Below are 15107 nucleotides of genomic sequence, written 5' to 3' on the forward strand. Positions count from 1 at the left end.
TTCTGGGGCATGAGAGCATCCTTACCCACCATGGGTAAGGTCACCGCCCTCCACATGGACACCATCACCGAGAAATCCGGTCACCAGATGACCGGTATGGCGGTGAGCGTGTGTCTGACCCCGGCCGCGCCCAGCCCGTTGCCGATCCCCTACCCCACGATGGGCACGGTCTCGGAGGGGATCATCGACCCGTGCATGCGCACGAAGATCGAGGGCGCGAAGATCCTCACGGTCGGCGGCTGCATGAAGGCGTGCCACGGCAACGAGCCTGGCACGCTCAAGGAGGTCGTCAGCCTCAACACCGGCGGGCCTTGCTTCCCGTGGCTCGGCGCGCCGAACGTCATCATCGAGCTCGGCATGGCCGGCATCACCGGCAGCATGGGCCAGATGAACAAGAGCATCACCGTCGGCGCCGGCGCCACCGCGAGCGGCGCAGGCGGCGGCGGCGGCGGCGGAGGGGGCGGCGGCGGTGGCGCCGGGGGCCCGCCCGGGGGCAGCCCGCAAGGCGGCGGCAACGGCGGCGGAGGCGGCGGCGGGAGCAACAGCGGCGCCGCGCCGCCGAGCCCCCCGGCGCCGCCGGGCGCCGAGGGCCAGGCGGCCGCGGGCCATCCGATCGACGTCGTGACCGGGACGCTGTTCACGATCCCGGCGGCCGACTTCACGCTCACCGGGTTCCTCTGGGTCCAGTGGATCCGCACCTACAGCACCTCGGCCGTGCGCCACCGCTGCGGCCTCGGGTGGGGCTGGTCGCACAGCCTCGCCTGGCGCGCCGAGCGCAACGGCGATCACCTCGTCCTCGTCGACGACCAGCAGCGCCGCACCGAGATGCGGCTGCCCGCGGCGGGTGAAGCGCTGCTCCTCCCCCACGGCCGGAAGGTGCACCTCGACGGGGACGCGATCGTCGTCGACCTCGGCGACGACCTCGTGCGGGTCCTCCGGCCCACCGCGGATCCGCGGGCGTACGCGATCGCCGAGCTGCGCGACGCCTTCGGCAACGCGGCCACGATCGAGTGGGATCAGGACGAGGTCGTTGCGATCACCGACTCGGTCGGCCGCCGCGCGGAGGTCTCCCGCGACGGGAACCTGCGCATCTGGTCCGTCACCGTCGCGGATGAGGGCGGCAAGGAGCACCGCCGGCGCCTCGTGACCTACGAGCTCGACGGGCGCGGAGACCTCGTCCGGGTCATCGACGTGGGCGGCGCGGAGACCCGGTTCAGCTACGACGACGAGCACTACCTGCGCTCGGAGACGCGCCCCGACGGCGTTGTCTTCCATTTCGTGTACCAGGACGCGGGCGGCGAGCGGCGCTGCGTGGAGACCTGGGGTGAGCTGCCCGGCGGCGACCTCCTCGCCGCGCTCGGCGCCCCCGAGGCGCACGTGGCCGGCGGTCCCCGCGGCATCTTCCACACGCGCGTCGCGTACGGGCCCGAGCCTCACCAGACGACGGTGACGGACGCGCTCGGCCATGTGCATCGCTACCAGGGCAACGCGCTCGGCCTCGTCGAGCGCTACGTCGACCCGCGCGGCTACGCCATGCTGTTCACGTACGACGGGGTCGGGCGCCTCATCGCCGTCACCGACGGCGCCGGGGCCACGCAGCGACGCCGCCACGATCTCGCCGGGCGGCTGATCTCCATCAGCGACGGCGGCGGCACGGTCCGGTACCAGACGGACGAGGAGCGGCAGGGCGTCACCACCATCGCCCCGAACGGCCACCGCTCCACCGAGCGGCGCAGCCGGGGGCGCGTCGTCGAGATCGAGGACGCGCGCGGCAAGACGACGGCCGAGTACGACGCGCGCGGCAAGAACACGAAGATCACGTACCCGAGCGGCCTCGTCGACACGCTCGAGTACGACGCGCACGGCAACCTCGTCCGCTACGCCCAGGGGGAGCGCGTGTGGACCTACGTGTACGATCTCCTCGGCATGCCCGTGCGCATCGAGTCGCCCGGCGGCGCGGCGACCACGCTCGAGGTCGACTCCTCGGGCAACATCGTCAGCGCCGTGGGGCCGAGCGGGCAGCGCACCGAGCGCGCCTTCGACGGGCTCGGGCTGTGCACGGCGACCTCGTACCCCGGCGGCGGCCGCGCGCATTACCGCTACGTGGCAAGCGCGCTCGTCGAGCAGGTGCTGCCGGACGGCTCGCGCTGGACCATGGGCTACGACGCGCTCCTCCGGCTGAGCTGGATGCAGAACGCCGCGGGCGAGCGGCGCTCGTTCGAGTACGACGCGGTCGGCAACCTCGTCCGCGAGACGACGTTCACGGGGCTCCAGTACCGCTACGAGTACGACGGCGCGGACCGGCTCGTGTCGATCCTCCGCCCCGACGAGTCGATCGTGCGGCTCTCGCGCGACGGCGCGGGCAACGTCGTCTCGCGGGAGTACTCGTCGGGCCTCATCGAGCGCTTCGAGTACGACGCCCTGGGGCGCGTCGCGCGCGCGACGAACGGCGCCTGCACGACGGAGCTCGCGTACGACGAGCGCGGCGCGATCCTGCGGGACACCCAGACGTGCGGCGGCTTCAAGTTCGTCACGAGCTACGACTACGACGAGGGCGGCCAGCTCGTGGCGCGCCGGTACTCGTCCGGCTGGCGCGTGGCGCTGGAGCACGACGCGTACGGGCGGGTCGCCGCGATGGGCGTCGGCCATCCGGACGCCGCCGAGCGCTTCGTCTTCGAGCGCGACGAGCAGGACGGCGAGCGCGCCCGCCGGCGCGACGGTGGCGTCGGCGCCATCCTGACCCGGCGCAACGCCGAGGGCTTCCCCGTGGAGATCCAGGTGGAGGGCGCGTCGGGCGACGTCGTCCGCTCCCGCGCCTACCGCTGGCACCCGGTCGGGGCGCTGGCCGCCGTGATCGACAGCGAGCGCGGCGAGCGCCGCTACGAGCTCGACGCGCACGGGCGGCCCGTGGACGTCCGCGGGCTCAGCGCGACCGAGGCCTTCTCCTACTCGCCGCACGGCACGGCGATCGCGCGGGGTGAAGCGTCGGTCGGCGCTGGCGGAAGGCCGCGCGCGGCGGGCGATCAGGTCCTGACCTGGGACCGGCTTGGCCGGCTCTCGGGCCGGGACGCGCCCGATCCACAGCGCACGTGGCGGTATGCCTTCGACGAGAACGATCGGCTGACCGAGGCCGTGCGCGGCGACGGGCTGAAGATCCAGTACATCTACGACGCGCTCGGCCGCCGCGTGGCCGAGATCGTCGGCCAGGGGAGCACGTGGTTCGGCTGGGACGGCGACAGCATCGTCGAGGAGCGCTCCTCGGGCGGGCAGGTCACGCGCCGTGTCTTCGACGCGTCAGGTCACATGCCGCTGCTCGAGTCGCAGGGCGGCGCGGGCTTCCGCCTCGTGGCGACCGACGCCGCGGGGACGCCGTGGCTCACCCTCGACGCGGCCGGCGAGATCACCGAGATCGATCTCACCACCTGGGGCGAGGTCGCCCACAAGCGCGGCGAGCCGGGCGCGCTCCGCTTCGCCGGGCAGCGCGCCGACGAGCTCACCGGCCTCCACTACAACCGGTACCGCTACTACGCGCCCGACCTGCGGGTGTTCATCTCGCCGGATCCCATCGGCCTCTCGGGCTCGCTGCAGGAGATCGGCTTCGTCCCGAACCCGACGCTCTTCATCGATCCGCTCGGGCTGCTCACGATCATCACGGCCTCGAACGATCCCAAGCTCCACAACGCGTACTACTCGCAGTACGCGGCGAAGTACCCGGGCGCGACGATCCTCAAGCCGAACCAGGTCGTGCCTGGCAGCCTCAAGGGCGAGACGGATGTCGTCGTCGACACCCACGGCTGGCCGGGCAGCGTCGAGTGGGCGGGGAAGAAGATCTCGGGGGCGCAGCTCGCGGACAAGCTGAACGCCGCCGGGTTCAACGGGAAAATGCCCGGAGCGCGCGTGGACGTCGTCACGTGCAACGGCGGGACGAAGCCGAACTTCATGGGCCGCAGCGTCGCCCAGGCGGTCGCGGACCGGACCGGCGCGACCACGTCCGGCGCGACCGCGAAGGGCGTCCCCGGCGTGGCCTCCGCCGGGGCGATGGGCAACGCGGGCGCCTCCGGCCTGGTCAGCGGAATGCCCACCGGCCTCGGATCTGGCAACGCCCCGGGCAACCTGCACGTCAACGGCGGCGGTCACCTGATCAAGGACATCAAACCGCGCTGGTACACGTTCGGGCAGTGACGGGCGGCCCGCCGCTCAGGATGCGTCGGCGATTGCGCCCTCCAGCGCCTCCGGTGCCGCGATCCAGGCGGCGAGCCGCACCTCGTCCTGCGGCGGCGCGCCCAGGACGACAACGAGGAACGGGCCGTTGCAGACGAAGGAGCGCTCGTACGCATCGCCGCGCCCGAGGGTGATCGGCCCGGGCTCGCTCGGCGGGAGCGCGTCCCAGCCGAGGCGGAAGCGGACGGCATGGCGGGCGTCGCCGATCGGGGAACCGTCCCCGCCTGCGAGCGGCTTGCCGATGAGCTCCTCCTGGACACGGATTGCGCACAGGTCGAGCGGGGGAATCCTTAGCGCACAGCTCCGGTCGAACGGCTTCGCGCCGAACCATCGGCCGCGCCAGCTCCGCGACCTCCGCACAGACGCGACGACCTCCGCGACGGCGGCCCCGAGCGTCTCACGGCGCGGGCACCGGGCGACCACGACACGTTCATCGCCCTTGGCCTCGATCTCGATCATGAAGTCATCCACGTCCCGGTAGCGATGGTTCCGGAGCTGCGCCGCGGCCCTCGACCACGTCACATCGTCGACGTCCTTCCAGAGCCCGAAGACCGGCACGACACGCTCGCCGAAGAAGACACCCTCACGCTGGCTGGCGAAGGGCGATACGAACGACGGACGCACGAACGAGAACGCGTACGCGCCGAGGACGTCCCCGGGCGCGCGCTCCGGCAGCGCGCCGTCAGGGACGGGGCCGAACCGGCGCGAGATCTCCTGCGCTACATCCCGGAGCGCTTCATCTGCTCTGCCAACCCGCGCGACCGACCACGGCGCCTCGGCGGCGTGCGGCACGGCGACCGCCTTGCCCCCTCGCTCCTCCAGAGGGAAGTCCGGGGAGAAGATCAGGTTCAGGCCTTCAGGGATGGGAGAGGACAGCGACGGCACGAGCACGGTCGCAGGGCTCACCACGGGCATGGGGTCACCTCGTCCTGATAACGCGTGAGATCCATCGGCGGTGCTGCCCCGCTTTCGTGCACATCTCCGGAGCGCGCTGAGCTGAGATGGACGCTCTATACCTGCGGCGCCACCGACGGCAAAGATGACCTCGTGCCCACCGCCACGTCGCCGGAGCGCTCGACGGACCGCGACCGCAGCGCCGCCCCGGAAAGGCGCACGTCGAGGTGTTCCCGGTCCGGCGCGGATAGTATACCGCTCCCCTCCGCCTCCCCTCATCCCCGCGCCCGCGACGACCATGGACCGAGCCATGCCGCTGCCCGATTTCCTCCCTGCGCTGCTTCGTCCGGAGCTCGCCGAGCTCCACGCCTACACCCCGGTCGCGGGGCATTTCCCTGTGCGCCTCGACGCCAACGAGAGCCCGCCGCTGCTCTCGGCCGAGGCGCGGGCGGCCCTCGCGCGGGCCGCGGCGCCCGAGGACTGGGGCCGCTACCCCGACGCGCGCGCCCTCGATCTCCGCGAGGCCATCGCCGCCCACTGCGGCGCCGAGCCCGACGAGATCGTGGCCGGCGTCGGCTCCGACGAGGTGATCTCGATCGTGCTCACCGCGCTCAGCCGCCCGCGGCAGGGCGCGGACGCGGCGAGCGTCGTCACGGTCAGCCCCACCTTCGTCATGTACAAGCTGAGCGCGCGCGCGCGCGGGATGCGCGTCGTCGAGGTCCCGCTCGACGCGGGCTGGGATCTCGACGTGGCGAACCTCGCGCGCGCCGTCGATTTCGCGCGCCCCAACGTCGTCTTCATCGCCTCGCCCAACAACCCGACGGGCGCGCTCATGTCGGAGGACCGCCTCGAGGCGGTCGTCGCCGCGGCGAGGGACGCCCTCGTGATCGTCGACGAGGCGTACATCGACTTTGCCCCGCGCGACCAGCTCGCCCTCCTGCGCAAGCACCCGAACGTCGCCGTGCTGAGGACGCTCTCGAAGATCGGCCTCGCGTCGCTGCGGATCGGCTGGCTCATCGGCGCCCGGGAGCTCGTGGCCGAGCTCGACAAGGTCCGCCAGCCCTACAACCTGCCCACCCCGTCGCAGCGCGCGGCCGCCTTCGCCCTGCGGGAGCTCGGCGGCGAGCTCCGCCGCGCCGCCGCCGCCGTGACGGCCGAGCGCGAGCGCCTCGCGGCCGGGCTCGCCGAGCTCGGCCTCTCGGTCGCGCCGAGCCACGCCAATTTCCTCTGGATCGGCACGCGCCGCCCTGCCGGCGAGGTCTTCGAGGCGCTCGCGGCGCGCGGCGTCCTCGTGCGCAGCTTCCACGCGGCGGGCGGGCGCCTCGCGCACCGGCTCCGCATCACCGTCGGCCTCCCGGAGGAGAACGATCGCCTCCTCGCCGAGATCGCCGCGTGCGCGTAGCCGTGCCGCTCTCCGCCGCGCGGCGCCCGCCGCGCGTGTTCCTCGCGACGTTCGCGGAGATCGCGGCGCCCGCGGTGCGGACGGCGTTGACGGTGTTGGCGGCGTTGGCGGCGTCAACGTCCGTTGCCGGCTGCGCCGCGCCCCGGGTCGCGCGCTCGATCGACGGCCAGATCATCGAGGGTCGTTACATCGCGGCGCACGCCTATGCGCTGTATGCGATCGGCGCCGAGGCCGAGGCGCGCGGCGATCTCGCGACGGCGCTGGAGGCGTACGAGCTGGCGGAGGACGGAGACCCCGACAGCGCGGACATCTGGACTCGTATCGGGTCCGTGCGCTGCCGGCTCGGGCGCGGGGAGGCGGCGGGCGCCGCCTTCGAGCGCGCCCGCGCGATCGAGCCCGACTACGAGCCGGCCTACCGCGAGCAGGCGCGCTGCGATCTCTCGGCGGGGCGGCTCGAGGCGGCGCTCGGGCGGATCGATCGGGCGATCCTGCTCGATCCGGATCGTGACGACGGCGCCCTGCTCCGGGCCGAGATCCTGCGGCGGCTGGGCCGCGCGGACGACGCGCGCCTCGCCTTGCGGGCGCTCGTGGTACGGCGCCCCTGGTCGAGGGAGGCGTGGCGCGCGCTGCACGCGGCGGCCGTCGAGGCGGGCGATCGCGCGGTGGCCGAGCAGGCTGCGCGGCGCCTGCGGGAGCTGGCTGCGCCGGGGGCAGCCGTCCTGGGGCGGCGGATGCCGCCAGGGGGGCAGCTGGCCGAGGTCGACGAGGCGCTCGTCCTGGGCCAGCTCCGCCGCGCCCGCCGCCTGGCGCGCGACGCGGATCTGACGCCCGCCGAGGTCGCGGTGCGCGCGGCCGCGCTGGGCCGCCTCGGCGAGGCCCGCGAGCAGGCCGAGCTCGTCTCGGCGGCCGATCCGGCGAGCGCCGAGGCGCTCGTGGCGCTCGCGGTGGCGGCCGATCTGAGCGGCGATCTCGACGCGCTGACCCGGGCCTGCGACGCCCTCGACCTGTCCGCGGCGGCGGGCGGCCCCACGGTGGCCCCCTCGCGGCTCGCCCGGCTCCTCTTTGCCGAGCTGCTCTTCCGTCGCGTCGGCCGCGACGCCGCGCTCACCTGGCTCGGCCCGCCGCCCCCCGCGCCCGTCGCCAGGGATGCGCTGTCCCAGGAGGTCGAGCGGCGCGTCCACCGGGAACTCGCGGGCGCCGCGCCTTGATCGGCGCGGCGCGGGCGCGTGCCCCCGCCCTGTAGCTCAAGGTGAGGGCTTGGTGTGCGGCTTCTCGTTGTACTTCTTGAGGTCGAAGTTGAGCTCGAAATCGAGCGTGTTCTCGCCCTCCTTGATCTCGATCTCCCTCTTCACGTCCTGCTCGGTGGCCGGCAGCAGGGCGGCGGTGAGCACCTTGCCCACGGGGATGCCCTTGATCTCGTACTTGCCGTCGAGCCCGGTCACGTCGTGTGTCGCGAACTTGAGCACGAAGACCTCGGCCTTGAGGAACGGCTTCGGCAGCTTGTCTACGAGGTGGTAGTAGCCTGGCTGCGGCGGGTAGAACTTCACCGGGTCGCCCTGCGGCACGGCGACGAGGACCGCCATGAAGGGGGCGCCCTCGAGGTTCGGCATGTACGGCTCCAGCGGATCGAGGTTCGCGACCTCGAGCCGCTGACCATAGGACATGACCACGGTCCGCTTCGAGAACGCGCACCCGTGGATGGTCACCTTCTCCGCCTCTTCGCGTTCCGGCACGTAGCCGCTGTAGTTGACGACGGTGACGAGCGCGTCGGCGACCCCGTTCTGCTGTCCGACGCGAAACAGCCGCCCGTAGGTCGCGGCGGCCTCACCGCACTTGCCGATCGGGAAGCTGAGCCCTGTATCGGGCGGCGGGTCGCCCTTGATGGTGACGCGTCCTCGCAGCGTCCCCGTGGGCCCGCTGTACGGCGCCTGTCGCTTCGGGTTCATCACCTTCGCGACGTCCTCGGAGGTCAGCGAGAGCGCGTGCGCCTCGCCCGCCCCGGCCTGCGCGCTCGCCGCAGCGCCGGCGCTCGCGCTCCCCGCGGCCGCCGCGGTCCCCGGCGCAGCGCTCGCGCTCCCCGCCGCCGCCGCGGCCCCTGCGGCCACCGGCGCCGCGCTCCCCGCCGGTGTCGCGCTCCCCGCGGTCGCGCCGCTGCTCGCGTTCCCTCCCTGACACCCGAGCGCTCCGAGCAGCGCGACGCACGCCGCTCGCATCCTTCCATCCCCCGCTCTTCTCTGCAGCTTCTCGCCGGTTCGCATCGGCGCCGACTCTAGCAACTCGCGCGCCCCGCGCAGCACCGTGTATTCGCTGCCGAACGAAGCGCGAGCGCCGGCGCCCCGTTGCCATACGAGTTGGCGGCGCTCTTCCAGGCCAGCACCCGCGTTGCCGAGCGGGGGTTCACCCGCACAGGAGACGGGCCCAGATCGGCGTTTTCGGCGCGCAGGCGTACTCCGGTACGCCGAGCACCGAAAACGTCGAGGTGGGCCCGTATCCGAAGCGGGTGGACCCCCGCTCTAGCGTGACGCCAGGACCGCGCGGACGGCGATCCCGAGCGAGGTCGTCGGCCAGATGCCGAGGACCATCACGAGCACCGCGGACACCACCAGGGCCGCGTTGACGTAGCCCGAGCGCATCGGCCGCGCGATCGGAGCGCCGGGGGCCGGCTCGCGCATGTACATGTACACGAGCACCCGCAGGTAATAGTAGGCCGACAGCACGCTGTTGAGGAGCAGCGCCACCGACAGCGTGTACAGCTCCGCGCCCATCGCCGCCTTGACGATGTAGAGCTTGCCGAAGAAGCCCGCGGTCGGCGGCACGCCGGCCAGCGACAGCAGGAAGAGCGAGAACGCGAGCGCCGCCACCGGGTGCCGCTTGCCGATGCCGGAGAGGTCCTCGTAGCTCACCGCCTCGGCCCCACGGCTGCCGCAGAGGATGAGCGTCCCGAAGGCGCCGACCGTCGAGACCGTGTAGGCGAGCAGGTAGAACATCACGCTCGCCTGCGCGTCCTCGCTCGCCCGCACCGTCGCCGCCACACCCACGAGCAGGTACCCGGCGTGCGCGATGCTCGAGTACGCGAGCATCCGCTTCACCGACTCCTGCCGGCCCGCGATGAGGTTCGCGACCGTCATCGTGAGCAGCGCCATCACCGCCACGGCCGGCGGCCAGCCCGCGGCCCACGACGAGAGCGCCGGGCTACCGAACGCCCCGAGCAGCACCCGCAGGAGCGTCGCGAACGCCGCGCCCTTCACCGCGACCGCCATGAACGTCGTGGCCGGCGTCGGGGCGCCCTCGTACGCGTCCGGCGTCCACATGTGGAACGGCACCGCGCTCACCTTGAACGCGAGCCCGACGAGCACCAGCGTCGCCCCGATGAGCAGCAGCGCCGGGTTCGGCGCCGCCGCCCCCTTCGCGCCCGCGATGACCTCGCCGATCCCCGCGAGGTCGGTGTGCCCCGTCGCCCCGTAGATCAGCGCGCCGCCGTACAGCAGCAGCGCCGCCGCGAACGAGCCGAGCAGGAAGTACTTGATCGCCGCCTCGGTGCTCCGCGGCGACGTCCGGCGGAAGCCGGTCAGCGCGTACGCGCCGAGCGACATCGTCTCCAGGCCGAGGAAGAGCGTCAGCAGATCCCCCGCGCCGGCGAGGATGATCGCCCCGACCGTCGAGAAGGTCAGCAGCGGATAGAACTCCCCGCGGTCGAGCCGGTGCTCCGGGAGGTACCCCCCGGCGAGCAGCGCCGCCAGCGCGCCGCCCAGGCAGAGCACGAAGGAGAAGAACAGCGTGAACCGGTCCATGACCAGGTACGGGGCGAGCGAGTCGAACCCCTCCAGCGTCTCGGGGCCGACGAACCCGACCGCGCCCGAGAACACCGCCCCGGCGAGGAGCGTGATCGCCGTCCCGAGCGCCATGTCGGACGAGGGGCCGGAGCGGCGATCGTGCGACTCCTCGCGGCGGTGCGAGAACGCCTCCGCGAGCATCAGCAGCGCGCCGCCGAGGGAGACGACGATGAGCGGCGATACCGCGATGTACGGTCCGAGGATCATCGCGCCGCCTCCCCCGCCCGCGCCGCGAGCGCGCCGCCCGCAGCCCGATCGCGCCGAGCCTGCTCGTCGTCACCCGCCCCCGCCGCGCCCGCACCGGATCCCAGCGAGGGCGCCCCCTTCAGGAAGGCGGGGGAGAACGTGTCCTCGGGCAGGAGCTTCGCGTTCCGTTCGTCCGCGAAGAGGATCGCCTGCCCGGAGACGACCTTGAACTGGTTGTAAGTAGACAGGACCGACTCCTTCATCCGATCGAGGAAGATCGCAGGGAACAGGCCGATCACGAAGATCATGAGGATCAGGGGCGCGAGCGCGAGGCCCTCGCGGGGCGTCACGTCGGGCAGGTGCTTGTTCTTCGGGTTCGTGAGCGGCCCGAAGAACATCTTCTGCACCACGCTCAGCATGTAGACGGCGGCGAGGATGACGCCCGCCGCGGCGCCGATCGTGTGGATCCCGCTGAACGTCCCGAGGCGCTCGGAGGCGTAGGTCCCCATGATGATCATGAACTCGCCGATGAACCCGTTCGTGCCGGGCACGCCGACGGAGGCGAACGTCACGATCAGGAAGAGCGTCGCGTAGACCGGCATCACCTTCGCCAGGCCGCCGAACTCCGAGACCTCCCGGGTGTGCCGGCGGTCGTAGATCACGCCGACGAGGAGGAAGAGCGCGCCGGTGGAGACGCCGTGGTTCACCATCTGGATCACCGCGCCCTGGATCCCGCTCGGCGTGACGCCGAAGAGCCCGAGCATCACGTAGCCCAGGTGGGCGACCGACGAGTACGCCACGAGGCGCTTCACGTCGGACTGCTTCCAGGCAACGAGCGCGCCGTAGATCACCCCGCCGAGGATCGCGATGCCCGCCAGGTTGGCCGCGAGGCTGGAGGCCGGGCCGGGGAAGAGGCCCATCGAGAAGCGCAGGTACGCGTACGTCCCGATCTTCAGCATCACCGCGGCCAGGATCACCGAGCCGCCGGTCGGCGCCTGCACGTGGGCGTCCGGCAGCCACGTGTGCACCGGCCACATCGGCACCTTGATGAAGAACGCGATCGAGAACGCCCAGAAGCAGAGCATCTGCGCGCCCCGGGGCAGCACGACGCGCGACAGCGCGAGGTAGTCGAACGTGTAGGCGCCCGTGAGCTTCTGGTTCGCCCACACGAGGTACACGATGCCCGCGAGCATCAGCATCGAGCCCGCCATCGTGTAGACGAAGAGCTTGATCGCCGCCTTGATCTTCTCGACGCCGCCCCAGATGCCGATCATCACGAACATCGGCACCAGCATCAGCTCCCAGAAGACGAAGAACAGGAACAGGTCGAGCGCGACGAACGCGCCGAGCATCGCCCCCTGAAGGAACAGGAGGCAGAAGCAGAGCTCCTTGATCCGGCTCTTGATCGAGCCGAACGACGCGTACGCCGCGATGGGCGCGATGAACGTCGTCAGCAGGACGAGCCAGAGGCTGATGCCGTCGATGGCGACGTGCCACCGGATGCCCAGCGCCGGGATCCACTCCTTGATCGACTGGAAGTGCCAGCCCACGGTCATCGGCACGGTGAGCAGCCACAGCGAGGCGAGGAAGCCCGCGCCGAGCACGGCCAGCGTGACGCCCCGGAGCAGCGAGAGCAGCTGCCGCGGCACGAACAGCACCGCGGCGGCGCCCACGAAGGGCAGCCCGATGAGCACGTTGAGCAGCGACGGCCACTCGTCTGTCGCTCCCGCCGCCTCCGCCGCGGCGCCGGACGGCCAGAGCCACTGCACGAAGAGCACCGTGAGCGCCGCGATGAGCCCGAGGCCGGCCCGCTGCCACGGGGTGTACCCCGGGGCGGCGTGGGCCTCGCCGTGCTCGTCGCCGTGGTGGTCGTCGCCGTGGCCGCCGTGGTGATCGTCGCCGGCGTGGGCGCCGTCGGCGCCCTGCGCGTCGCCCGGCGGGAGGATCGCTCCCACGACGCCGGCGGCGAGCGCCGGCCAGTACTGCGTTACGAGGTCGAGCGCGCTCATTGCAGGCCTCTCGGCTGGATCAGGTCATGGATCTGCTCCACCGGGGTCGCCCCCGGGGGCAGCGCGGGCACGTCCGAGCCCAGCATGGTGGTCGGGCCCGCGGGGGTCTTGCGGCTCGCCGGCCTGGAGAACGAGAAGGTCTCGGTCGCCTCGCGGTCGAACGCGTTGCGCACGCGGAGGACGACGTCCTTGGTCTCGCCGGGATCGAGCTTCACCGTGACGTCGGCCGCCTCGGAGAAGTCGCGCGCCGGCAGGCCGGGCGCCTCCCAGCGGTACCGGTAGCCGAGCCCCGGCGCGGCCGAGAGCCTCACCTCGCCGGACCGGCGCAGCTCCGCGTCATCGACGTTTGCGTCCGCGTGCGGCTTGACAAGGAACCAGCCGACGCCGGCGAGGCCGACGACCATCGACGCGGCGTAGACCTGCACGCGGCCCGTCTGGAGCGCGCGCAGCACCGTGCCGAAGAACCCGACCAGCGCGGCCGAGAGCTTCGCGATGATGCCGTCGATGATCCACTTGTCGGCCATCGTGAAGATGTCGGCGATCGCGTCGACCATGCCCACCACCGTGGCGTTGTAGAGCTCGTCGATCCGCCACTTGTCGTAGATGAGCCGGTAGAGCCCCGGGAAGCTCTCGGCGAAGCGCCGCTCGGGCTCGCCGCGCTTGTTCCAGTACACGAGCATCGCCAGGCCGATGCCGGTGAAGCAGGCCGCGACGCCGGGCAGCATCATCGGGAAGAGCAGCCCCTCCACCCCCTCGCGCGCCTTCACCGCCCGCTCCGTCAGCGAGAAGACCGGCTCGAGCAGGTGCGCGAGCGGCGCGAACGCGTGGTTGTGGGTGAGGTGCACGAGCGGCTCCGCCATGAGGAAGCCGGCGAAGACCGACAGCGCCCCGAGCACGATCAGCGGGATCGTCATCGGCAGCGGCGACTCGTGCGGCTCCGGGCCCTCGAGCTTCTCGCCGTGCGCGTGCCCGTGGTGGTCGTCGTGGTGGCCGTGCGGGTGCGGGTCCTTCCAGCCGCGCACGATCGTCCAGCCGCGGAACTCGCCGTGGAACGTCTGGAAGTACGCGCGGAACATGTAGAACGCGGTCATCGTCGCGGCCAGGATGCCAAGCCAGTAGATCGCCGGGCCGAGCCAGTCGGGCCACTGCCACACCGGCTGCCCGCGCGTCGAGACGGACTCGATCCGGCCGGAGAAGGCGCGCCACAGGATCTCGTCCTTCGACCAGAACCCGGCGAACCCGGGGAAGCCCGCGATCGAGAGGCACGCGAGGAGGAAGGTCCAGCGCGTCAGCGGCATGTAGTTCTTGAGGCCGCCCATGTTGCGCATGTCCTGGGACTGGTCGGTGTCGTGGATGCGGGCGTGCATCGCGTGGATCACCGAGCCGGCCCCGAGGAAGAGGCAGGCCTTGAAGAAGGCGTGCGTGAGCACGTGGAAGAAGCCGGCGGCGAACGCGCCGACGCCCACGCCGATGAACATGAACCCGAGCTGGCTCACCGTGGAGTAGGCGAGCACCTTCTTCAGGTCGTTCTGGAAGAGCCCGATCGAGGCCGCGAACAGCGCCGTGGCCACGCCGGTCACCGCGACGACGGCCATCGCGAACGGCGACAGCACGAACACCGCCGAGAGCCGGGCCACGAGGTAGACGCCCGCGGTCACCATCGTCGCGGCGTGGATCAGGGCGGAGACCGGCGTCGGGCCGGCCATCGCGTCGGGCAGCCAGACATAGAGCGGGATCTGCGCGCTCTTGCCGGCGCAGCCGAGGAACAGCGCGAGCGCGGCCAGCGTCCCCGCGTACACGAGCACCGGCTGCGACGGGACGAGGAAGCTCAGGAAGCCGGGCACGGTGTCGACCGACATGTTGCCGATCGGCCAGATCTTCACCGCGGCGAGCAGGTTGCCCGCGTTCGCCGCGATGCCGTCGAAGTTCAGCGTGCCCGTGTAGTAGGCGAGCATCGCCATCGCCACGAGGAGGCCGAAGTCGCCGATGCGGTTCACGACGAACGCCTTCTTGCCGGCGCTCGCGTTCTTGTCATCCTTGAACCAGAACCCGATCAGCAGGTAGCTGCACATGCCGACGCCCTCCCATCCCACGAAGAGGACGGCGAGGTTGTCGCCCATGATCAGCACGAGCATCGAGAAGATGAACAGGTTCAGGTACGCGAAGAACCGGTAGTACCCCGGGTCCTCGCGCATGTACGCGGACGAGTAGAGGTGGATGAGGAAGCCGACGCCGGTGACGACGAGGATCATCGTCCCGCTCAGGCCGTCGACGCTGAAGGCGACGTCGATCGGGATCGACTGGCCCATCCGGCCGGTGATCGAGAACCAGCGCCAGGCGTTCCAGGTGAGCTTGCCGCCCTCGTGGGGCAGCATCAGGAACGTCGTGACGGCCGCCAGGAAGGCGCCGCCGAGCGCGGCGAGCGCCATCAGCCGGACCGCGTCCTTGCCGAGCCGCTTACCGAAGAGGCCGTTCACGAACGCGCCGAGCGCCGGCAGGCCGAGGATGACCGCGAGCAGCGCGAACTCGGACGCGGGGAATAAGACTCTCAGGGCTTCCACG

Annotated in this window: 8 protein-coding genes; 3 read left to right on the top strand and 5 right to left on the bottom strand. The window is 71.9% G+C overall.

The window, feature by feature from the left end:
- The first annotated feature begins 30 nt into the window (after window positions 1-30).
- Window positions 31-4182 carry a PAAR-like domain-containing protein gene (locus tag WME82_RS23070; RefSeq protein ID WP_438044565.1) on the top strand — a complete coding sequence of 1384 codons (4152 nt, stop codon included), beginning with the start codon at window positions 31-33 and terminating at the stop codon, window positions 4180-4182.
- 15 nt (window positions 4183-4197) lie between these two features.
- Here the strand turns inward: WME82_RS23070 and WME82_RS23075 are convergent, their stop codons facing one another.
- Window positions 4198-5136, bottom strand: a complete 939-nt coding sequence (locus tag WME82_RS23075; RefSeq protein ID WP_438044566.1) for a hypothetical protein — start codon at window positions 5134-5136, stop codon at window positions 4198-4200.
- Between the two features lie 289 nt (window positions 5137-5425).
- On the opposite strand from WME82_RS23075, the gene hisC reads away from it, so the two are divergent.
- Window positions 5426-6517, top strand: coding sequence for a histidinol-phosphate transaminase (gene hisC / locus WME82_RS23080; protein WP_438044567.1), 1092 nt, complete (start codon window positions 5426-5428; stop codon window positions 6515-6517).
- Window positions 6508-7725 (top strand): tetratricopeptide repeat protein, encoded by a 1218-nt coding sequence (locus WME82_RS23085; RefSeq protein ID WP_438044568.1) that lies wholly within the window; start codon window positions 6508-6510, stop codon window positions 7723-7725. The genes hisC and WME82_RS23085 overlap by 10 nt, the downstream gene beginning before the upstream one ends.
- Window positions 7726-7761: 36 nt before the next feature.
- Here WME82_RS23085 and WME82_RS23090 read toward each other — a convergent pair whose 3' ends face one another.
- The 4 genes from WME82_RS23090 to nuoL form a co-directional block, all read right to left on the bottom strand.
- Window positions 7762-8730 carry a hypothetical protein gene (locus tag WME82_RS23090; protein ID WP_438044569.1) on the bottom strand — a complete coding sequence of 323 codons (969 nt, stop codon included), beginning with the start codon at window positions 8728-8730 and terminating at the stop codon, window positions 7762-7764.
- Between the two features lie 300 nt (window positions 8731-9030).
- Window positions 9031-10557, bottom strand: a complete 1527-nt coding sequence (locus WME82_RS23095) for an NADH-quinone oxidoreductase subunit N (protein ID WP_437747644.1) — start codon at window positions 10555-10557, stop codon at window positions 9031-9033.
- Complete coding sequence (locus WME82_RS23100; protein ID WP_438044570.1) at window positions 10554-12545, bottom strand: complex I subunit 4 family protein; 1992 nt, start codon at window positions 12543-12545, stop codon at window positions 10554-10556. Before WME82_RS23100 ends, WME82_RS23095 begins: the two co-directional genes overlap by 4 nt.
- On the bottom strand, window positions 12542-15106 hold the full coding sequence (nuoL, locus tag WME82_RS23105) for an NADH-quinone oxidoreductase subunit L (protein ID WP_438044571.1): 2565 nt from the start codon (window positions 15104-15106) through the stop codon (window positions 12542-12544). Before nuoL ends, WME82_RS23100 begins: the two co-directional genes overlap by 4 nt.
- Window position 15107: the final 1 nt, after the last annotated feature.

Source organism: Sorangium sp. So ce128 (assembly GCF_051525245.1).
Classification (GTDB): Bacteria; Myxococcota_A; Polyangia; order Polyangiales; family Polyangiaceae; genus Sorangium; species Sorangium cellulosum_B.